The following is a 21,359-nucleotide window of genomic DNA, read 5'->3' as shown; positions in this document are numbered from 1 at the left end:
TCAGGCGTGGCTCGCGATGAAGCTGGCGGTCGCCTCGGGCGATGAGAGGATCGCCCACTGGCGGTCCGGGTACGAGAAGTTCGTGACGAACGCGTCGGCCACCGGCTGGCTGCGCGACGCCGCGACGAGGAGGGCCAGCGCGTGGTCCGGCGGCGGCAGGAGGAAGGCGTTCGTCCACTCCGTGGCCGCCCGGAGCCCGTTCCAGAGGCGATCCTCCAGGTCCGCGCAGAACGCCTCGTCGAACGCGGCGCCGGCGGCCGCCTGCCCGGCGATCTGCTCGGCGGCGAGCGACGCCGCGAGCGTGGCCATGTTCGCGCCCTGGCCCGTGATCGGATCGTGGGTGATGTGGAGATCGCCCAGCGCGAGCGCGAACCTCTCGCCGCCGAGGGGCGCGTACGCGCGGCGCACCACCGGAGTCACGGCGCCCGTCAGGTAGTCGCGCGGGCCGGCCACGCCGAAGCTCGCCCGGTCGACGCGCTCGGCCGTGAGCGGCGCGTGCGCGAGCACCGCGTCGAGCAGCGCCGCGTCGAAGCGCGCCGGATCGTCCTCGTAGCGCATCCGCGTGATCGGCTCGAGCGCGCCGCCGGGGATCGCCTCGATGAGCAGCGAGGGCACGATCCCGCCGAGCGTGATGTACTGGTTCTCGAAGATCTCGCCGTGCCCCGGGGAGAGCTGGAACATGAACTCCATCGGCCCGGGCGGCATGCGGAGCCCGCGGACGATGCCCGCGAAGAGCCGCCGCATCGGCGCGGCGTGCGGGCTTCGCTCGGGGACCCTCGGGAAGAGGTTCGTGAGGCCCGCCCGCCCCGTGGCGACGACCACGAGGTCGTGCGCCGCGGCGAGGCCGCGGACGCCGGCCGCGTCGAGCGAGGCCCTCACCACACGGCCGCCCCGCGCGACGAAGTCCTCGAACAGCTGGGGCAGATAGACCCGCATGTCGATGAAGAGCGCTTGATCCGCGAGGCGACCGACGAAGTCGATCGGCGGCGCGGCCGCGACGCGGATCCGGATGGTCCTTGTGGCATGTTCGGGTCCCTCCCAGTGCGCGACGCCGAGCGCCCGCTGGCGCTCCCGGGTCAGCAGGGAGAGCCCGACGGTGCTGGGCAGGCGCCCCGTCCGGATCTCGTCCGGCGTGCGCTCCTCGTAGAGGCTCACGTCGAGGCCCTCCTTCTGGAGGTGCAGCGCGAGATGCAGGCCGGCCACGCCGGCGCCGACGATCGCAATGGTGGGCATCCTTGTCCTCATCTCCTCTCAGCTGTGCGTGCGAGCTTCACGGCATGCGAGGTCCGCCGGGCTCTCGGCGCCCCCGACCACGGCGACATCACGGGAGCGGATCGCGGCGGCGAAGGCCCCTCGCGCGGCGGCTCCGTCCGGCGGATCCATTGTCGCTACCGTCACCCCTCCGTGGTTCTGACCAGCGTAGTGGAAGTACGAGGACGAGTCGCGGCTTCCGCAGCGGAGGTACGAGGACGAGTCGCGGCCTCCGTCGCGGAAGTACGAGGAAGTACGAGGACGAGTCGCGGCTTCGAGCGCAGCACCGTGACTGGCTTCAGCGCGCGTCGACAGGCTTCATTCCAGGTCGCCCGCCGCCGGCAGGTACGCAGCGCCGAGCGTCACGCCCTGCGCCGCGCGGATGGCGCGCACCACGGCCAGCGTGCAGACCTCGGCCGCCATGACGCACAGAGTCATCATGCCGAGCGTCGCGCCGGACGCGCCCGTGCCCAGCGCGAAGAGGGCATCGCCGTCGGAGAGCGTGTGCAGCGGGTTGATCGCGCGCGCCAGGCCGTCGTGCCCCACGGTGGCGAGGCGGCAGGCCTGGCTCTTGGTGAGCACGGCGTCGGTGGCGATCACGCCGATGGTTGTGTTGCTGCCCGCGAGCATGGGCCTGGGCGTGTCGCCCCGCAGCAGCGCGCGCCGCGTGTCCAGCAGGTGCGTGCCGCGCTCCGTGCGCGCGCCGGCGAGCACCTGGCCCGTCTCCGGGTCGACGACGTCGCCCAGCGCGTTGCAGGCGACGATGGCGCCCACGGTCACGCCGCCGACGCAGACGGAGGCGCCGCCGATGCCGCCCTTCATCGCGCGGTGGAAGCCGAAGATCTTGCCGACCACGGCGCCGGCCCCGGCCCCCACGTTGCCTTCGGCGGGCGGCGTGTTCGACGCGGCCTCGCAGGCGGCGTAGCCAGCGGCGGCGTCGGGACGGATACGCTGGTCGCCCAGCGCCAGGTCGAACAGCACGGCGCCGGGCACGATGGGCACCCGGGCGGGGCCGACGGTCATGCCCACGCCGCGCTCGTCCAGCCAGCGCATCACGCCGCAGGCCGCGTCCAGGCCCCAGGCGCTGCCGCCGGCCAGCAGGACGCCGTGGACGCGCTCGACCACGTTAAACGGCGAGAGCACGTCGGTCTCGCGCGTGCCCGGCGCGGCGCCGCGCACGTCCGCGCCGGCGACGGCGCCCTCGCGCGCCAGCACCACGGTGCAGCCCGTGGGGCGGCGGCTGTCGGTGAAATGGCCGACCTCGATGCCGGCGACGTCGGTGATCGCGCCGTGGCGCGGGGAGGCGGACGCGGGAGCGCCGGGAGGCATGCGCTGATTGTCCATGGCCCCGGGCAGCCGCGCCATGCGGCCGCGGCCGTCGCGCGGCACACGGCCGCGCAGCGCCGGCGACGGCGCCCTCGCGCGCCTGCACGTGACGGATCGGATGGGTCGAGGCGCGGCGTCGTCCTCAGCAACTGGACGGGTCCGCGAGCATCGCGGCGGCCTCGGCGGAGAGCTCCACGCCGTCGAGGCCCCCGACGAACTCGCTCCACGCCGCGGCGTCGCCCTGGGTCAGCTCGTGGGCGACGCACACCACCAAACCGTCGAGGGGCGTCGTCGACGCCGCGCGCAGCTGCTGGCGCAGCGCGGCCAGGGCCTCCGCGTTCTCCGTCGCGGTGGGCGCCTTCGTGCGACTCAGCCCGTCGAGCGCCTGGTAGAGGAGGTCGAACACCTCCGTGGACGGGACGATCTCGGCGAAGAAGGCGCGGAGGGCGGGGACGTGCTCCGGCCGAGCGCGATCGATGTCGAGGCGGATCCTTGTCATGGCGAGCGAGCGCGCGCGCAGCGAGCTGGACTGCCTGGCGACGTTCCCCCACGCCGATACCACCGTCTCGAGCGGCAGCTCGAAGTTGTACAGGAACTGCAGGTGCGCGTCGGAGAGGTCGCCGGCCGGTGGCCCCGCCGCGAGCGCCGACCACTCGTCCGCGTAGAGCGCCAGCGCGTCGACGACCTCGCCGCACGCCCCGTACTCCAGCCCCGGCGTGAACTCGGTCCAGCGCGCGAAGGGCGGCCCCGCGAGCAGCGGCGCGAGCGCGCTCGACCACGCCGCGCGCAGCGCTGGATCCAGCGCCGGATCCGCGGCCCTGACGCACGCCGCCGCGACCGCCACGCCCTTGGCGTCCTCGGCGTCGAGACCGTCGAGGAAGGCCGCGAACGCGCCCGGGGCCAGGGTCTCCGGCAAGCCGACGTTGAGGGCGGCCGTCTGGTGGACGCCGCCGGCCTCGAGGAGGTTCGCGACCTGCGAGGGGCTCGTGGGAAGGCGAAACGAGGAGAAGCGCGCCGCGTGGCCCTCCGGATCCAGGCTGGAGTCGTCGACCAGGTAGAACCAGGGGATGTGGCGGTCGAGCGGATCGAAGATCAGCAGCTCGCCCTCCTGCTGCGGGGCGACGTCCGCGCCCTGATCGAGCTCGAGCACCTGCGAGCGCGTCGTTCCGTCGTCCGCGATCCAGAGCAGCTCGAGCGGCGCGACGAGCGCGCCGTCCGGATCGCGCAGCGTCACGAGCACGCCGCCGGAGGGGGACCGCCCGAGATCGAGGTGCGGGAGCGCGCTGGCCCGGAGCGCCCGCCGCGCGCGGGCGGTCGCGTCGGGGCCGAGGTGCCGCGCGAAGGCGCCGAGGAACTCGTCCGTACCGATGGCGCCGAAGCGGTGGTCGTTGAGGACGTCGCGCAGCGTGCCCCAGAAAGACTCCTCCCCGATGAGGCTCCGGATCTGGGTGAGCAGCCACGCGGCGCGGCCGTAAGGTCCGCTCGTGTACTTGTCGTCGGGATCGCGGTCCGGATCCACGATGAGGGAGTCCACGACGGCCGCGAAGGAGTCGCCGTTCAGCGTCCCCTCGCCGCTCTCATCCAGGTAGAGGCGCGCGCCCTCCTCTGCGAGCAACGTCGCCATGCCCTCCTTGATCCACAGATCGTCCCAGGTCTCGACGGTCACGAGGTCTCCAAACCACTGGTGGCCGAGCTCGTGGATCGTGAGCCTCAGGTCGCCGGAGCTGGTCGGAGCGGTGCTCCGGGACTCCCCCTGGAAGGTGATGCCGAGGTTCTCGAGGCCGCCGCCGTACTCCGGTACGAGCACCAGCGCGTACTTCTCGAAGGGATACGGCACGAGCAGCTCCTCGAAGAGGCCGATCGAGCGGACCACCTCGTCGAGCAGACGGTCGTAATCGCCCGGGACGCCGCGCCGGTGCCAGACAGAGACGGGGAGGCTCCCCTTCATCGTGCCCTCGACCTCGAAGTCGCCGATCGCGAAGGCCATGAGATAGATGGGCACCGTGTAGTCCGTCGCGTACTTCATGCGGCGGCCGGACGCGCCCTGCTCGTCGGAGACGAGCGTGCCGTTCGCGATCATCGTCTCCTGTGCGCCCATTCCGAGGTCGATAGAGAAGACGGCGCGGTCCTCGGGCGTGTTGTGGCACGGCATCCAGAGCGCGGCGTTGAGCGGCTCCGAGAGCGTGTAGACAGCGCGCGACGCGGCGGGGTCCCCCCGGCGGGCGGGGATCGCGTGGAGCGCGTCGCTCTCGGCGGCCTCGTAGTCGATCTCCAGCGTGATCGCCTGGTCCGCCGAGATGTCAGGCACGCGCGAGACGTCGATGAGGAGCGCCCGGAGCTCGGCGTCGACCGCAAAAGGCAGATCCGTGCCCCCGGCCAGCCGGACCGCCTTGACCTCGGCGACCGCGCTGTCGAGGCGCAGCGAGCGCAGGCCGTCGTCGCCTGGCAGGAACGTCACCGCGACCGTCGCGACCAGCCGCCCCCGGCTCCAGTCGAACTCTCCCGTCACCTCGTAGCGCTGGACGTCGATCGGCGGGCCTGGCGGCGGCTCGGGCTCGGGCTCGGTCGGAGGCTCGGGCTGCAGCTCCGTGTCGTCGGGCGGCGATTGCCCTGGAGCGGCGGGATCGGCGCCCGAGCACGCGGCCACGCACGACGCCAGGAAGACGGCAGCGAGCCACGTTCCCGGGCGGACAAGGGATCTGGCAAGGTCCATTCGAACACCTCGATGGAGCAAGGGACGCCGTGGACCTCCGTTGATTGGCTTCGCTTCCCGCCGGTTTTGTGCTCCTGGCAGGAGGGACCCGATCGAGGACACGGCGCGCCTCGCGCTGTCGGGGCCTGAGCGCGGCCGCGAGGCGAGCCGCTCGTCAGTCGTCGTTCGTGGGCGAGAAAGGCATGACGGGCGCGGATTCCTCGATCTCTCGCCTGGGCGGGTTCTTGACGGAGAGCTGGCTGTCGATGAGGACGGCTCGACGCGGGCGCGGCGCGCTGACCTGCGCTTTGCAAAGCTCCTCGACGACGCGGCCGCGCAGCGCATCGTTCACTTCCTTGTTCTTGCCGGGCGGCACGCGCGCGCTGATACGCAGGACGATCGAACCCTCGTTGAGCTCCTCCACGCCGACGTCCACCTGCCCCGGAGCGCCCGTCTGCAGCTCGACCTCCTTTTCGGCGACCCTCGCGAGGAGCTCACGCACCCGCTGCACGTCCTCCTCGTAAGGCACGTGCACGTCGACCACCGCGTTCACGTAGGATCGCGAATGGTTCGCGACCTTGCGCACCTCGCCATTCGGGATCGAATGGAGCACGCCGATCTCGTCGCGGATCTTCGTGATACGAACGCCGATCTCCTCGACGCGCCCCTGGATGCCGCCGATCTCCACGAGATCCCCGACGAGGAGCAGGTTCTCGAAGAGGATGAAGAAGCCGGCCACGATGTCCCCCACGAATGTCTGCGCGCCGAAGCCGATGGCCACGCCGATGACGCCGGCGCCGGCGAGCAGCGGCGTGGGATCGATGGAAGCCTCGCGCAGGCCCATCACGAGAGCCGAGAAGTAGATCGCGTACCGCACGAAGCCCATGGCCACGGGGACCAGGGTCTTTCGTTGCTGGAGCGTCTGGGGGTTCTCCTCCGCCACCTTCCCGAGGAAGAGGTCGTTGATGAGGAGCACGCAGATCTCGACGAGGACCCGGCTCGCATAGACGATCGCGATGATCCGGAGCCCGACCCGCCCCGCCTGCGAGAGCCACGTGTCGGGCGTGAGCGCGTCGGCGACCCACGTCGCCGCCGTGATGTACACGCAATAATCGACGACGCGCTTCGTGATCCCGAGCAGGTGCGACAGGTTCCCGAGGTACCTGAGAGGGCTCTCGAGACGGGCGAGCCTCGTGGAGTTGTCGAAGAGGACATCGAGGAGGAGGTATCCGATCCCCGTCGCGAGGCGGCTCACGTAAAACGCGCCCAGCGTGTAGCTGGCGAGCAGTACGGCGCGCTGGGTCCCCGTCGCGAGCGCGAGCTTCTCGGTGAGGAGGACCGCGGCGGCGCCGAGGACGACCACGCGGAGCGCCTTGCGCAGGCGTATCGTGACCTCTGCGACCGGCTCGCGCCGCTTCTCCAGCCAGTCCGAGCGCGCGACCGCCTTTCCCAGCGCGTCGGCGAGCCCCCGGGCGAGGGCGTCGACGAAGAGCGCGCCGACGGCGATCCCGAGCGCGCTCAGCAACCGCATCCTGGCGATCGCGGGATCGTCTCCCGCGAGCCCGACGAGCGCGCTCTTCATCACGTCGAGGGCGCGAATTCCGCGAACCACGGCGAACGCCGCGCCGCCCATGAGCACGGCGCCGACGAGCGCGACCCAGACGAGCGCGCGGCGACGGACGCGACGTCGGAACGACTTGCGCTCGTCGGCCGTGACGTGCTCCAGCGCCGGCGAGCGCAAGGCGAAGGCGTAGCCCCGATGGATGAGCCTGACCACGAGCTCCGAGAGGAGGAGGAGCGCCACGATCGCGATGCACAGCGCGACGAGGTTGTGGAGGAGCAGGTCGAGATGCAGAGTCATCGGTGCCGTGGAGACTACCGCCCGATCTGGACGTTCTCAAGGACGCCGAGCGCGTCGGGCACCAGCACCGCGGCGGAGTAATAGGTGCTCACGAGGTACGAGGTAATGGCCTTTCCGTCGGTCTCCATCCTGCGGGCCGAGACACCGGGCTCGATCTCCTCGGGGAGGCCCGTGCGGCGGAGGCCGATGACGCCCTGATGCTCCTGCCCCGTGCGCATGACGAGGATGGAGCTCGTCTTGTCCTCGTTGATCGGGATCTTGTCGCAAGGCAGGATCGGGACGCCGCGCCACGCCGCGACCTGCATGCCGGAGAGCTCGACGCTGGTCGGGTAGATGCCGCGGCGACTGCACTCCCGGTGGAAGGCGGCGATCGTGCGCGGGTGCGCCAGGAAGAACTGCGACTTGCGGCGCCGGCAGAGGATCTCGTCCATGTCGTCGGGCGTCGGAGGGCCGCTCCGGGGATGGAGGCGCTGCTTCAGGTCGGCGTTGTGCAGGAGGCCGAAGTCACGGTTGTTGATGAGCTCGTGCTCCTGCCGCTCGCGCAGGGCCTGGACGGTCAGGCGGAGCTGCTCCTGGAGCTGATCCATCGGATCATTGAAGAGATCCGAGACGCGCGTGTGGAGCCGGAGGATCGCCTGCGCGACGCTGAGCTCGTATTCACGCGGCGCGGTCTCGTAATCGACGAACGTCCCCGGGAGCGCGCGCTCGCCCTTGTGACCGGCTGTGAGGGCGATCGCCGCCTGTCCGAGCTTGTCCTGCGGCTTCTTCAGCCGCTCCTTGAGCGACTCGACGTGCGCGTGGAGCGCCGGGGATCGCGAGATCAGCTCCTCGAAGACGCGCTGCGGGAGCTCGAGCACGATGCACGGCGTGACGGCCCTGACCGAATAGGTCCATACGTCGTTCGATTCGATGACGGACTGATCCCCGAAATGGTCCCCGTCCGCGAGGACGTCGAGGATCGTGTCGGCGCCGTACTTGCCTACGCCGAGCTTCTGGGCCTTTCCGTGCGCGAGCAGGAAGATCGTCTCCGCGGGTCTCCCGCGCTCGGCGATCAGCGCGCCGGGCTTGTACTCTCGCTGGATGAACCGGCTCGCCAGGGTATCGAGCACGGCGTCGTCCGAGAAACCTTGCAAGAGCGGCAATTCGCAGAGCTCCTGCGGGACCACCTGCACCTTCGCCCCGACGTTGCCGAAGCTCAGCCGCCCGTCGCCGACGGCGTAACTCAGCCGGCGGTTCACGCGATACGTGCCGCCCTTGACCTCGATCCAGGGCAAGACATGCAAGAGCCACCGGGGCGTGATCCCCTGCATCTGCGGGTGCGATTTGGTCGTCGTCGCGAGCCTTCGCGCCCCCGGCGTCCCGAGGCTCGAACGCTCTACCTCGTCCCCGATCCCAAGTATTTCGGCGTTTGCCATGACGTACCTTTCCTTCTGCGCGCTTCGGAGAGCAGAGCGCTCCGCGTGTGCCCCGCGCCTGCACGGGGCACACGCGGGGCGGCTACCGCTCGAGGTTCATTCGTGGGCGCGTCCGATCTCGACGCTCTCCAGGACGCCGAGCGCGTCGGGGACCAGCACGGCCGTCGAGTAATAGAGGCTGACGAGGTACGACATGATGGCCTTGTCGTTGATCCCCATGAAGCGCACGTTGAGGCTCGGCTCGACCTCGTCCGGAATGCCGGCGTGGTGCAGGCCGATGACGCCCTGGTTCTTCTCGCCCGCGCGCACGAGCAGGATCGAGGTCGTCCGCGTCTCCGAGACCGGGATCTTGTTGCACGGGAAGATCGGCACGCCGCGCCACGCCGGGACGCGGTGGCCGTTCACCTCGATGCTCTGCGGATAGACGCCGACGCGGCTGCACTCCTGGCCGAACGCCGCGATGGCCCGCGGGGGCGCGAGGAAGAACGACGGCTCCCTCCAGACCGTGGCGAGGAGCTCGTCCATGTCGTCCGGCGTCGGAGGGCCGCTGTGGGTGTGGATGCGCTGCTTCAGGTCGGCGTTGTGCAGGAGGCCGAACTCGCGGTTGTTGATGAGCTCGTGCTCCTGGGTCTCCTTCAGGGCCTCGATGGTCAGGCGCAGCTGCTGCTCCGTCTGGTTCATCGGCTCGTTGAACAGATCCGCGACGCGCGTGTGGATGTGGAGCACGGTCTGCGCCACGCTGAGCTCGTACTCGCGGGGCGAGGTCTCGTAATCGACGAACGTGCCGGGGAGGACGGGCTCGCCGGAGTGGCCCGCCGCGATCTCGATCGCCGCCTCGCCCGTGTTGTCCTGCTTCTTCGCGGCGAGCGCCTTGAAGTTGTCGAGGTGCTTCTTCAGCGACGGGTGCTGGGCGACGAGCTCCTCGAAGGCGTTCTGCTGGAGCGTCAGCACCGTGACCGTCGTGACGGCCTTGGCCGTGAACGTCCAGTAATCCTGCGCCTCCAGGAGCGCCTGGTAGCTGTAATGGTCGCCGTCCGCGAGGACCGCGAGCACCGTCTCATCGCCGTACTTGCCCGCGCCGATCTTGTTGACCTTGCCGTGCGCGATGAGGCAGATGTGATCGGCCTCCTTGCCGCGCTCGGTGATGACGTCGCCGGGCTTGTATTCACGCTGCACGAAGCGGTTCGCCAGCGCGGTGAGGACCTCGACGTCATCGTAACCGCGGAGGAGCGGCAGCTCGCAGAGCTCCTGCGGGATGACCTGGATCTTCGCGCCGGTGTTCGTGAACGTCACCCGTCCGTCGCCCACCGCATAGCTCAGGCGGCGGTTCACGCGGTACACGCCGTTGACGTGCACCCACGGCAGGAGCTTGACCAGCCACCGCGACGAGATGCCCTGCATCTGCGGCGCCGACTTGGTCGTCGTCGCGAGCTGCCTCGCGGCCGCCGTCGCGAGGCTGGTCTGGTGCTGATCGATCGAACCCAGATTCCCTGTGATAGACATGAGTCCCTCTTTCCCGGACGGCTAGGGCCGCCCCTGCTTCACCGGCACGGACCGCGCCGTACCCATTGAAAGATCCGCCTTCGCAGCAGGAGCCGCGGCGCCGGCTCTTCCGGCGCCGAAGAAGCTGCTGATACGCGCCGCAGAGGCGCCAAACCCACGCGCGCCATCGATCGCCCGTTCGATCGGCTGGCGCTCGAGCTCCGCGTCCACGTACCGGCTCGTCACGACGTGCCAGTTGAGGACGCCAGCCATGTACAATCGCTGCTTCTCGACGTATCCGAGCGCGGCCTCGCGGGCCGCCTTGTCGAGGTCGAATTCGTCGAGGATGCGGGGCAGCTCGGTCGCGACGATGTGCTCGAACTCCAGCACGCGCGCCGTGATCAGGTCATTGACGACCTCCTTGGCCCGCTGCGCTTCGCATTCGAGGAACCGCTCGGCGACCAGCACGAGGTTGCTGAGCTCGCCCTCGAACTCGATCTCCTTGCGGTACGAGTAGAGATCGTTGATCCACCCGCCCACGTCGGCCGTCGTGTTGTCGAGCCCTCGCATCGTCCGCGTCCGGAAGACGGCGGCCGGGACCACATCGCCGAGCGTGAGCTTGGACAGGCTCATCGTGAGATCGGCGCCGAACGTCTTGCGGCGCATCTCGACGTAATCGACCGGATCCGGGATCCGGTTCTGGGTCTGGTTCAGGAGCTCCCAGAGCCAGCTCCCGGTCATGGTCTCGACGCTGCGGCGGAGCGATTGCCGCGATTTCATCGACATGGGGGAAGCTGTACGGATCCAGAGATCCAGCAGGCCGCTCTCCACCGGGTTCTCGGGCACCGGGGCGCCCGCGCAGTCGAGGGGCATGAACATCGAGAGCCGGGCGTTGAACCGCTTCGCGCCCGCCATGTCCCGCGCCGCGCCGAACACGAGCGGGAAATAATCGTCGCCGTACGTCCCCCACGTCAGCCAAGCCGAGGTCAGGTCGAGCTCGTGCGGGGACGCGTCCGGGTGAATGCTCGCGGCGCAGATGGCGAAATCGAAGCCGATGAGCCTACGCTCGTCCCAGATCCCGGACCCGAAGACGCCCGGCACCACGTCGAGCATCGCGAACTTTCGGGCCCACTCGACGGTGCTCCGGCGCGCTGCGGCCAGATGCGGGCTCAAGCGGAGCTTGAACGGCATGTAGATCTTCGGGAGCGGCGTCCTGCCCACAGGCCGGAACGGGGCGTGGGTGAGGGTCTTGATCCGCTGCAAACCCAGGGCGGCGGGCGTGAGCCTGATCCGGAACGCCGAGGTGCCGAGCCCCGTCGGCGTCCCGGGGAAATCGGGGACGCCCGCGGATTTGTCCGCGTTTTCGTTCATGTAGCGGCTCGACCGCATGTGCCATTCGTGGCCGCCAGACTGCCAATCCTGCAGCCCCTTCACGTACCTGGCGACGTCGACGGCTTGCGCCGGCGTCAGCCCGTGCTCCACGCAGAGCGCCGGCACCTCGACGAGCGCCGTGTTCTCGAATTGCTGGAGCCGCGACGTCAGGATCTCGTTCGTGAGATCGGCCGCCCTTTGCGTGGGCACGCCGAGGAAACGCTCGAGGACGAGCACGCAGTTGGCGTTCTCCCCTTCGTCCTCGACCTCCCGCTGGTACGAGAACAGGTCGTTGCGCAGGTGGACGCCGTCCGAGAACGTGTCGCGCAGGACCTCGAGGGGGCGCGTCGCGGCGACGGCGGCCGGGACCTCGGCGCCCACGGCGATCTCGACGAGGCCCGCGGACCAGGGCGCGCCGCCGACCTTGCGGCGCATCTCGATGTATTCGACCGGGTTCGCGACGCGGTTCTCCTGGATATTGGCGAGCTCCCACATACATTCGAGCATCAGGTTCTTCGTCGCCTCGAGGAAGCGCTCGCGCCAGTGCACCGAGGTGAGCGGGACGGTCCGCGCCCAGAGGTCCGCGAGCGCGCGCTCGACCACGTTCGTCGGCTCCGGCGGCGTCCCCGTGGGCACGACGGGCATGAAGAGCGGCAGGCGGTCGAGGTACGCCTTGGCGCCGCGCATGTCCTTGGTGCGCTTGTAAATCTCGAGGAAATGGTCGTCGAAGAAGAACACCCAGACATACCAATCCGTGATCAGATTGAGCTCGGGCGCGGGCGCGTCGGGGTGGGTGTACGCGCAGAGCAGCGCGTAGTCGTGCGCGTCGAGGTCGCGCTCGGTCCAGATGGGTTTTCCCTGCGGGTTCTCCTCCAGGATACCCATCTCGTAGGACCAGGCCTTGGTATGCGCGCGCGCACCTTCGAGGTGCGGATTGAGGCGCGCCGGATGCGGCATGTAGAAGTCGGGCAGCGTGAAAGGTTGCATATTCGCTGACTTCTCGCGCGCGACGTCGATAGGGGCGACGTGGCGACCTGAATGTCTTGGCGGTCTGCATTCCGGACGCACCTCGGCCGCTCGCACACAGACGTGCGACGACGCGTTGGTCGGGCTCTTCCGTACAGACCGTTCGGGATCGTTCGGACGGGGCGGATCTAGACCAGCCCAGCGCTCCCACCAAATTAATTGATGACGAACTCCAGACCGCAGGAACTCGACACCTGTTGCTTGGTGCGGAACCGCTCGGTCGCCGCGGCGATCGCTTGAGCCTCGCGGGCGGGCTCAGTCATGTCACGCTCACCAGCCGGGTCGGCTCGGCAGCCTGTGAGCCTCCGACAGCAACCACATATCAGCCCGCTCGTTTGCGCTCACCGCCCGGTGGTGTGGTGCTTACCCCAGCCTACCAGGATGCTGGAGACCGCCAAGACGCCACAAGACGCCAAGATTTTTGTGGTCTTCTCGACGTCTTGTAGCGTGTCGGCAATCCTTGGCCGGATCTCTGACACACGAAGCTGGGCTATACCCGCGCCGTCTCCTCGAGCTCCTTGCCGCGCGTCTCCGGGAGGAGCCACAGGATGAGCGCGAGCGCGACCAGCGGGAAGAGCGCCGTCGCGGACACCGCCGGTCCCCAGCCGATCTCCTCCGCGGCGAAGCCGACGGCGATCGGAGAGAGCATGTAGCCGATCCGGCCGAGCAGGTTGTTCGACCAGGCGATCGCGTCGCTCCGGAGGTGCGTGGGGAAGAGCTCGGTCATGTAGGCGTTCAGCACGGGGAGCACCCCGCTCGCGCCGAAGATGGCGAAGACCAGCGCGGCCGTGAGAGCGCCCCGCGAGCCCAGCGAGTAAGCGCCGAGCACGCCGGCGGCCGCAAGCACATAGATGATCACCGCGCCCTTGCGGCGACCCACCACGTCGAGCAGCTTGCCCGAGGCGAAGATGAGCGGCATCGAGACGAGCGCGGCGAACGTGATGCTGCCGCCCACCTCGGCGTCGCTGAGCCCGCGCTCCCGGAGCGCGAACGTCTTCCAGAACGTCACCGCGTTCTGGGTGCAAACGTACGTGAGCCCCCAGATCAAGGCGAGCTGCAGCATCCGCCCGCGGTGCGGCGTGCGCAGGATGCGCGTGAACGGCGGCGTCCCCTCCCCCTTTCGCTCGGCCGCCGCCTGCTCGAACCGCGCTGTCTCGCGCAGGCCGCGCCGCGCGACCGCGATGAGCACGAGCGGGATGCCGCCGACGAGGTACACGCTGCGCCACCCGTACGGCGTCGCGAGGAGCAGCGGCACGACGCCCGCGCACACGATGGATCCGAGGCTCGAGAAGGCCTGGATGACGCCGATCACCATCCCGCGCCGATCGCTCGGGTACTCCTCGGCCGCGTACACCATGCTGACCGCCCACTCCCCGAGGAGGAAGATGCGCGCGAGGAGCTGCAAGACGGCGAAGACATAGACGTTCGGCGAGAACGCCGTCAGCACGGAGAAGATCGTATACCCCGCGATGGTGACCGAGAGCACCCGCCGCCGCCCCCACTGGTCGGCCTTGCGCACGAGCAGATACGCGATCATCGTGCCCGAGTTGATGACCCCGACGAGGAGCCCCTCGTGGCGGGGCAAGAGGCCCATCTGCGCGCCGAAGTTGGGCAATATCTGCGTGAGCGCCAGGAAGTCGTAGCCCTCGAAGAACGAGGCCACGCTCAGGAACCAGAACAGCCGCCGCTGGTACGGCGTGAACGGCGTCTTCTGGTGCGGGGCAGCTGTCGTCATATCACCTGTTCCTTCCGAGCGGGCGCTCGTCGACGCGATAACGCCGTTCGAGGCGCTCAGTACCCTGCAAGCCGCTTCAGCCGGAAATAGAGGGGCGTGGGGCTGCCCTCGTGCTTCTCTTTGAGCGGTCCGCTCATGAGCGGCAGGTACATCACGCGCCGCTGGCTGGCGTCGCCCGTGGCCGTGGCCTGCGCGACGCGGTGCCAGATGCGGCCGTCGTGGATCGTGAGGTCCCCCGCCGCGGCCTCGAGCGCGAACTCGTCCGGATCGGGCCGGTGGTCGAGGAAATAGGCCTTCCGGGTCATCATCTCGAAGAGGCCTTGTCGGTGAGAGGACGGGATCAGCCGCACGCCGCCCTTCGAGAGGGGCGAGTCGTCGAGATAGAAGCCGACGTTCAGGTACCGGCGCGGCTTCTCGAGATAGAAGAGGTCGCGCAGGCTGTCGGTGTGCCAGCCGAGGCGCCGGTGCGTCGACCCTTCCTCGTTGCGGTAATGATTGACCACGAGCCCGTCGCGCTCCCGCGCGCCGATCCGGTACCCCGGCCCGGCCACATCGAGGATGGCGCCGAAGCGAGGGTCGCGCAGGAAGGCGCGGAGGCGCTCGCCGAAGAGCGACGCGAACACCATGCGCTGGATGTAACGGGAGCCGTCCTTCCGCGTGCCGAAGAGGAGCGGGACGCCGTTGATGTGCGCCCTGCCCTCCCCGACGAGCCGCCGGTCCACGGCCTCGACCTCCTCGACGAGCGAGCGCACCGCGCCGCGACCTTCGAACCCGCGGAAGCGGATGAACCCGTGCTCGTCGAGGAAGCCCCGCTGCTCGGCCGTGAGCGCGCCGCCGAGCTCGAAATCCGGCAGCCGGATACGGTGGTTCGCCGGAGGCAGGCCGGCGCTCGCGGGCGTGGCGGCGGCTGGCTGCGTGTCGCGCGGGGCGGTCACGTGACGTCTCCTGGCCATCTCCCTAGCGCAGACGGGCCGCGGCGGGAACAGCGGCCGCAGGGAGCGCGCCCGCCAGCGCGGAATCTGCACCGCTGCGCACGCCTTGCGGCCGCGTGGGCCGGGCCGCAAGGCGTCCCGCGGTCGCCCTTCGCGCCGAGTGGGCTCGTCCCCGCCGCCGGACCGTCGATCGTCGCTCCGGCCGAGACGTAGCGGCACCTGCTTTGCAAAGTGGCGGGTCGAGGATCGAGAGTCGATGAACCGGTCCGGCGATAGATGACCCACGAGCAAGATTCCATGACGGAAGGGCAACGGCGAGATGAACCGCCGGAGCCGCCGGCGCGCGAGCGAGCGCGCGGCGGGCGCGGCTCCACGGGGGCCTTGCTCCTCGCGCTCTGCGTCGCGCTCGGCGTGGCCGCCGGGCTCGGCGGGTACACCTTCGTTTATGCGAAGGGGGCCTCGTACCTGGGGAGCGATCCGTCGGCGTGCGCCAACTGCCACATCATGAACGAGCAGTTCGCCGGGTGGCAGCGCTCCAGCCACCGGGCCGTGGCAGGGTGCAACGACTGTCACGCGCCGCACACGTTCCTGGGGAAATATGCCACGAAGGCGTCGAACGGGTTCTGGCACTCGTTCGCCTTCACCTCGGGCCGCTTCCCGGACCCGATCCGGATCAAGCCCAGCAATCTACGCATCACGGAGGAGGCCTGTCGCGGGTGCCACGGCGACGTCGTGGATGCGATCGACAGCGAGCACCACGGCGCCGCGAGGCTCTCGTGCGTGCGCTGCCATGAATCGGTGGGCCACCTGCACTGAGGGGCGCCCGCTGCACGAGGGATGGAATCGATGACGGAGCCGAAGGACGAAGGATCCACGCAGAAGAGCGAGCGCGCCGGCAAGCGGCCGGCGCGCTGGCGCTACCTGCCGCTCGCGGCGCTCGCCGCGGCGGCGGCGACCGCCGGGATCGCCGCGCTGCTGGTGAACATCTTCGAGCACAAGCAGGAGGCGAAGAGCCCGTTCTATCGCGTCGTCGAGCTTGACGACACGATAGACGACCCGGCCGTCTGGGGGAAGAACTTCCCCCTCCAGTACGACGGCTACCGGCGCACGGTCGACCAGAAGCGCACGCGCTTCGGCGGGAGCGAGGCGGTGCCGCGCACGCCGACGGACGCCGATCCGCGCAGCGTGGTCGCGCAATCGAAGCTCGAGGAGGACGGGCGGCTGAAGACGATGTGGGCCGGCTACGCCTTCGCGCGCGACTTCCGGGAGGAGCGCGGGCACGCCCACATGCTCGAGGATCAGGTGTACACCGAGCGGCAGATCGCGGCGAAGCAGCCGGGCACCTGCATTCACTGCCATGCGTCCGTGTACGTGCCGTACAAGAAGCTCGGCGGCGGCGACCTGATGCGGGGGTGGGAGGCGATGAACCAGATGCCCTTCCCGGAGGCGCGCAAGCTGGTGACGCACCCGGTCTCGTGCATCGATTGCCATGACCCGGAGTCGATGCAGCTCCGGGTGACGCGGCCGGGGTTCATCGAGGGGATCCGCGCGCTCAAGGCGTCGATGGGTGAGGCCGATTACGACGTCAACACCATGGCCACGCGCCAGGAGATGCGCTCGTACGTCTGCGGCCAGTGCCACGTGGAGTATTACTTCAAGGGCCCGGAGAAGCGGCTCGTGTACCCGTGGGCGAAGGGCCTCAAGGTCGACGAGATCTACGCCTACTACGAGGAGAGCGGCCACTCGGACTGGACGCACGCGGAGTCGGGCGCGAAGGTGCTGAAGGCGCAGCACCCGGAGTTCGAGATGTGGAATCAGGGCGTCCACGCGCGCTCCGGCGTGGCCTGCGCCGACTGCCACATGCCCTACCAGCGGGTCGGCGCGACGAAGATCAGCGATCACCACGTGCAGAGCCCGCTCCTCAACGTGAACCGCGCGTGCCAGACGTGCCACAAGTGGCCCGAGGACGAGCTCCGGCAGCGCGTGGAGACGATCCAGTCGCGCCATTTCGAGGCGCGGAGCAGGGCGATGGACGCCGTGACCGCGCTCATCAGCGACATCCGCCGGGCGAAGGAGGCCGGGATGGCCGAAGAGGCGCTCGCGGGGCCGCGCGCGGCGCAGCGGAAGTGTCAGTTCTTCGTCGACTTCGCCGAGGCGGAGAACTCGTCCGGCTTCCACGCGCCGCAGGAGGCGATGCGCATCCTCGCGTCCGCCATCGATACCTGCCGGCGAGGGCAGCTCTCGCTGCGAGACGGAACCCCGCCCGAAGAGTGACCCGAGCCGATGTGAACGTGAACGTAAACGTAAACGTAAACGTAAACGTAAACGTAAACGTAAACGTAAACGTAAACGTAAACGTGGTCGTGGTCGTGGTCGTGGTCGTTCACGGCTTATCGTTGACGACCACGACCACGACCACGACCACGACCACGTAAACGTCCACGACCACGTAAACGTCCACGACCACGTAAACGTCCACGACCACGTAAACGTTGGGATATAGGAGAACGCGGCGCGAGGATTGGAGCGCCGGACAGCGGGACGCTTGTCTGCGCGAACAGGCCGAGCGGCCTCGTCATCGCGCACGGACTGACGAGCTGGACCATGACTCCAGAGCTCCGGTGGAGCGGTCATGTGTCCCTCATTGCATTTGACGCGGCCCGATCCAAAGCTCGACTCATCGCGAGATAGTGCTTGGATAATTCGTTTGAGATCCGTACGGTGTCGCCGAAAGGGGAAGACGCCATGACAACCTGCCGCAATCGTTCGAGCGCCGTCGCCGCGCTGTGTGCCGCCTTCGCGCTCGTCTCGACGTCGTGCGCGTCCGGAGATCCGGGCGCGCCGGCGGCCGGAGAGATCCACGTTTCGCACGTGGGCAAGGATACGGTCAGCACGTTCCTGAACCGGCTCGCGACAGAGACTGGCCAGGTCGTCGTGACCCGCGCCAGCGTCGATGACGCCTGGCAGAGCGTCACTCTGAGAGAAGAGCGCGGGGCCTCGCTCTACCTCGTGGAGGGGCCGCTGCCCAGCGCGACGCTCCCGGGCGAGCGCGCGCGCGTCGGCGGGATCGCCGCCGTCGCCGTCCCGACGGGCCGCGACCCCCATGACTGGCTCGGCTCGCACCGCCTTCACGCGGAGCCGATCGGGGCGCACGAGGTGGCCCTGTCGCGCGCTCCGGGAGCACAGGGGACCCGCGCTCCGGCCGGGACGCGCGCGCGGCTCGACGGCGACGCCGCCGAGCTCCCCGAGCTCCACATCGACGCCGCGTTCCTCGAGGCGCGGCTCAAGGAGCTCTCCGGCGCCGCGCCGGTGACCATAGGCGGCCGCTCGGCGGTCATCCGCGAGCGCGGCTCCGAGGACGGACGCGCGCTCGCCCGCGACTGGATGCGCCAGCAATACGAGGCGATCGGGTTCACCGTCGAGGAGCACGCCTATCAAAGCGGCTGGAGCCGGGGCGTCAACCTGACGGCGGACAGGCCCGGCGCCGATCCGTCGCGCGTCCTCATCCTCTCGGCGCACTACGACTCCATGAGCAACGCCGGCGCCGACGACGACGGCTCAGGCATCGTGTCGTCGCTCGCCATCGCCCGCGCGCTGAAGGACGCGAAGCTGAGCATCGGGCTCCGCGTCGTCGCCTTCGATCAAGAGGAGGACGGCCTCCTCGGCTCACGGGCCTACGCGAGCAAGCTCTACCGGAACGGGCAGATGGATCAGGTGGTCGGCGTCCTGGATCTGGAGATGACAGGCTACGACTCCAACGACGACGGGCACTATCACGTCATCCACTGCAACGAGAACACGTCGTCCGCTCTGGCCGCGCTTGTCGAGGAGGCCGCGTCGCACGGCGAGCTCGGGCTGACCCGGGTGGACGCCTGCACGAACCGCAGCGATCACTCGGCGTTCTGGCGCTACGGGGCGCCGGCCGTGGCCATATCGCAGGACTTCTTCGGCGACGACGGCAACCCCTGTTACCACCAGCGCTGCGACCGCGTCGATCAGCTCAACTGGGACTACATGCGGCGGCTGACCGAGGCCGCCGGGCGCGCGGCGGTGAAGCTCCTGATGAAGTGATTCGAGCGATCTCGGCGCGCCCTGCGGCGCTACTCTGCCCGCCTCGCCTTCGTCTTCTTCTCTGGCCTGGTCAGCTCGCTGATGGCGGCGGCCAGCGACTGGAAGATCGAGATGTCGTGCAGCTCGATCCCGAGGCCGACCATGCCCTGCGCCATCCTGGGCCCGACGCCGACGAGGCTCACGCGCGCGCCGAGCAGCCGGGTCGCCTGCGCCGTCTGCACCAGCGCCGCCGCGGTCGCCTCGTCGACGTACGGCACGCCGGTGACGTCGAGCAGCACCCACCGCGCCCCCTCCCGCGCGACGCCAGAGAGCGCGGCCTCCATGATCTGCTGCGCCCTCGTGGCGTCGATCGCGCCTATCAGCGAGACGAGCAGCACCCCGGGCAGCAGCGGGATGACGGGACAGCCGAGCTCCCGCACCGTGCTCGCCAGCGCGCGCTCGCGCTCGTAGGCGGCCGCCAGCATGTCGCGCTCCGCGTGCAGCGTGGCCTCCATGTCATGGTGCTCGAACGCGGCGATCAGGAGCGACACCCACATGGCCAGCGGATGGAGGTTGTCCACGAAGCTCTCCAGGTGCAGGCCTCCCAGCACCAGAGTCCCCCAGTCGCGCGTCGCGCTCACGAGCGGGATCAGCAGGAGATAGCCGCCCGGCTCGTCCGGCAAGGCAGCCGCGCGCAGGGCGGGCGGCGGAAAGTGGGGGGCCGGATAACGGTGCCCCACGAGCGCGGTCAAGGCCGTATCGCTCGGGTACACGGAGTGGACGAGGAACTCCGGCTCGGCCGAGCCCGACGCATCCGCCCAGAGCGCGACGCACCCGACGCCGACGGAGGTCTGCGCCAGCCACTCCAGGCGCTCCTCGGTCCAGGCGTGCTTCGAGGCGAGGAGCCTGCTCATGTGCACCTTGGCGCGGACCAGCCGCTCGAGGCTCCTCACGTTCCGCCGCTCCCACGCAGCGAGGGCCCGCTGCTGCGCGAGCCGCACGCGGTCGAGGAACGTCTCCAGCCGGCGCGCGGCCTCAGGCTCCGGCGCGCCGGCGAGCCGCCGCGCGGCGGTCTGCTCGACGAGCTTCACCACCGCGAGCAGGACCTCGATCTTGTCGTTTTGCGCGACCCCGGCGACGAAAGCGCGCTGGAGCGTCCCCACGTCCAGCGGCTCCTCCCCGGCGAGCGCCGCGCCGAGGCCCTGCGCGATCACCTCCGCCTCGGGCCAGCCGAGGGGCGCGTCGCCGGACGGCGAGCGCCCCGACCCATCCAGGAGGAGGCTCATCTGCCGGGAAAGCGCGTGCTGCCAGCCGCCCTCCGGCGCCTCGATCGCTGGCGCGACCGGCGCGGCGTTCCACGCGGCGTGGCCGCTTCCGCACGAGCGACGCACCACCAGCTCGGCCGGGCCGCGGGTCACGAGCTCACGAGGGGGGAGGCCGTCGAGCAAGTCGATGAGCCGCTCGACGGCCGTGCTCCCGAGGAGCGCCGGGTCCTGCCGAACCGTGGTGAGCGGCGGATCGCAGTGCTGGGCGGCGTTGATGTCGTCGAACCCCACCACGGCGATGTCCTCGGGCACGCGGTAGCCGTTTGCCCGGATCGCGTTGATGGCGCCAATCGCCATCTCGTCGTTGCCCGCCACGATCGCGGTACAGAACTTGCCATTGCGCGCGAGCAGCTCGTGGAAGCGCTGCTCGGTATACAAGATCGCACACTCGTGAAACTCGGAGAGCAGGTTGAGGTCGGCCTCGAGCCCGCGCGCGCGCATCGCCTGATCGAATGCCCTGCCCCGCTCGTGGAAATCGTCCGACCCCGTCATGCCGATGTAAGCGATCCGACGATGTCCGAGCCGGATGAGGTGATCGACGAGCACGTGAATCGAATCGTGGTTCTCCGCACGGACGACCGGGCAGCGCGTCCCGAGCGGGGGCGCGCAGAAGATGACGCCCGGCTTCCCATCGGAGAGCAGCTCCTCCAGGCCGTCGATGTTGTACATCGCGATCCAGCCGGCCACCTGGCGAAGCGCCACGCCGCGCTCGAAGACGCGCCGAGGCGTCGCGTAGATGAGGAGGAGCTCGTAGCCCCGGGCTCGCGCGGCGCGGTGCATGCCTCGAAAGGCCGTGGTGTTGAAGGAATTGTCGAGGAAGACCGACGCGACGCCGATCACCTTCGATGTGCGCTGATCGACAGGCCCAGTCTTCATCCCGGTCGCGTTCGCCC

13 protein-coding genes are annotated in these 21,359 nt (G+C 69.6%); 3 read left to right on the top strand and 10 right to left on the bottom strand.

The genetic code is table 11. The features are described from left to right. From WME82_RS08165 to WME82_RS08125, 9 genes are all read right to left on the bottom strand, one after another. Positions 1-1,233 carry a styrene monooxygenase/indole monooxygenase family protein gene (locus WME82_RS08165; RefSeq protein WP_438042367.1) on the bottom strand — a complete coding sequence of 411 codons (1,233 nt, stop codon included), beginning with the start codon at positions 1,231-1,233 and terminating at the stop codon, positions 1-3. Positions 1,234-1,569: 336 nt separating this feature from the next. Next, the gene (locus tag WME82_RS08160) at positions 1,570-2,580 is read right to left on the bottom strand and encodes a P1 family peptidase (RefSeq protein WP_438042366.1); all 1,011 of its coding nucleotides are present in this window, start codon (positions 2,578-2,580) and stop codon (positions 1,570-1,572) included. A gap of 139 nt (positions 2,581-2,719) precedes the next feature. Beyond that, a complete protein-coding gene (locus WME82_RS08155) occupies positions 2,720-5,290 on the bottom strand; it encodes a M1 family aminopeptidase (RefSeq protein WP_438042365.1) in 2,571 nt (856 codons plus the stop codon). 154 nt (positions 5,291-5,444) lie between these two features. Beyond that, positions 5,445-7,130 carry a mechanosensitive ion channel family protein gene (locus tag WME82_RS08150; protein WP_438042364.1) on the bottom strand — a complete coding sequence of 562 codons (1,686 nt, stop codon included), beginning with the start codon at positions 7,128-7,130 and terminating at the stop codon, positions 5,445-5,447. Positions 7,131-7,144: 14 nt separating this feature from the next. Next, positions 7,145-8,545, bottom strand: a complete 1,401-nt coding sequence (locus WME82_RS08145) for a family 2B encapsulin nanocompartment shell protein (RefSeq protein WP_438042363.1) — start codon at positions 8,543-8,545, stop codon at positions 7,145-7,147. A 96-nt stretch (positions 8,546-8,641) separates the two neighbouring features. Then, on the bottom strand, positions 8,642-10,048 hold the full coding sequence (locus tag WME82_RS08140) for a family 2B encapsulin nanocompartment shell protein (protein ID WP_438042362.1): 1,407 nt from the start codon (positions 10,046-10,048) through the stop codon (positions 8,642-8,644). Between the two features lie 21 nt (positions 10,049-10,069). Then, positions 10,070-12,385, bottom strand: coding sequence for a family 2 encapsulin nanocompartment cargo protein terpene cyclase (locus WME82_RS08135; protein ID WP_438042361.1), 2,316 nt, complete (start codon positions 12,383-12,385; stop codon positions 10,070-10,072). Between the two features lie 529 nt (positions 12,386-12,914). After that, positions 12,915-14,159, bottom strand: a complete 1,245-nt coding sequence (locus tag WME82_RS08130) for an MFS transporter (RefSeq protein WP_438042360.1) — start codon at positions 14,157-14,159, stop codon at positions 12,915-12,917. Between the two features lie 56 nt (positions 14,160-14,215). Continuing rightward, a complete protein-coding gene (locus WME82_RS08125) occupies positions 14,216-15,094 on the bottom strand; it encodes a phytanoyl-CoA dioxygenase family protein (RefSeq protein WP_438042359.1) in 879 nt (292 codons plus the stop codon). 294 nt (positions 15,095-15,388) lie between these two features. Between WME82_RS08125 and nrfH the strand changes: the two genes are divergently transcribed. The 3 genes from nrfH to WME82_RS08110 all read left to right on the top strand — a co-directional run bounded on the left by nrfH (position 15,389) and on the right by WME82_RS08110 (position 19,162). Then, a complete protein-coding gene (gene nrfH / locus WME82_RS08120) occupies positions 15,389-15,907 on the top strand; it encodes a cytochrome c nitrite reductase small subunit (protein ID WP_437869726.1) in 519 nt (172 codons plus the stop codon). Positions 15,908-15,937: 30 nt separating this feature from the next. Continuing rightward, positions 15,938-17,365, top strand: a complete 1,428-nt coding sequence (locus WME82_RS08115; RefSeq protein WP_438042358.1) for an ammonia-forming cytochrome c nitrite reductase subunit c552 — start codon at positions 15,938-15,940, stop codon at positions 17,363-17,365. Positions 17,366-17,836: 471 nt separating this feature from the next. Further along, a complete protein-coding gene (locus tag WME82_RS08110) occupies positions 17,837-19,162 on the top strand; it encodes a M28 family metallopeptidase (RefSeq protein ID WP_438042357.1) in 1,326 nt (441 codons plus the stop codon). Positions 19,163-19,191: 29 nt separating this feature from the next. On the opposite strand, the gene WME82_RS08105 is transcribed toward WME82_RS08110, so the two are convergent. Next, positions 19,192-21,342: a substrate-binding domain-containing protein gene (locus tag WME82_RS08105; RefSeq protein ID WP_438042356.1), complete on the bottom strand. Its 2,151-nt coding sequence runs from the start codon at positions 21,340-21,342 to the stop codon at positions 19,192-19,194. Between the last annotated feature and the right edge of the window lie 17 nt (positions 21,343-21,359).

It is taken from the genome of Sorangium sp. So ce128 (assembly GCF_051525245.1).
Lineage (GTDB): Bacteria > Myxococcota_A > Polyangia > Polyangiales > Polyangiaceae > Sorangium > Sorangium cellulosum_B.
Note: the sequence above shows the minus strand (reverse complement) of the source record. Positions and strands in the feature narration are given on the sequence as shown.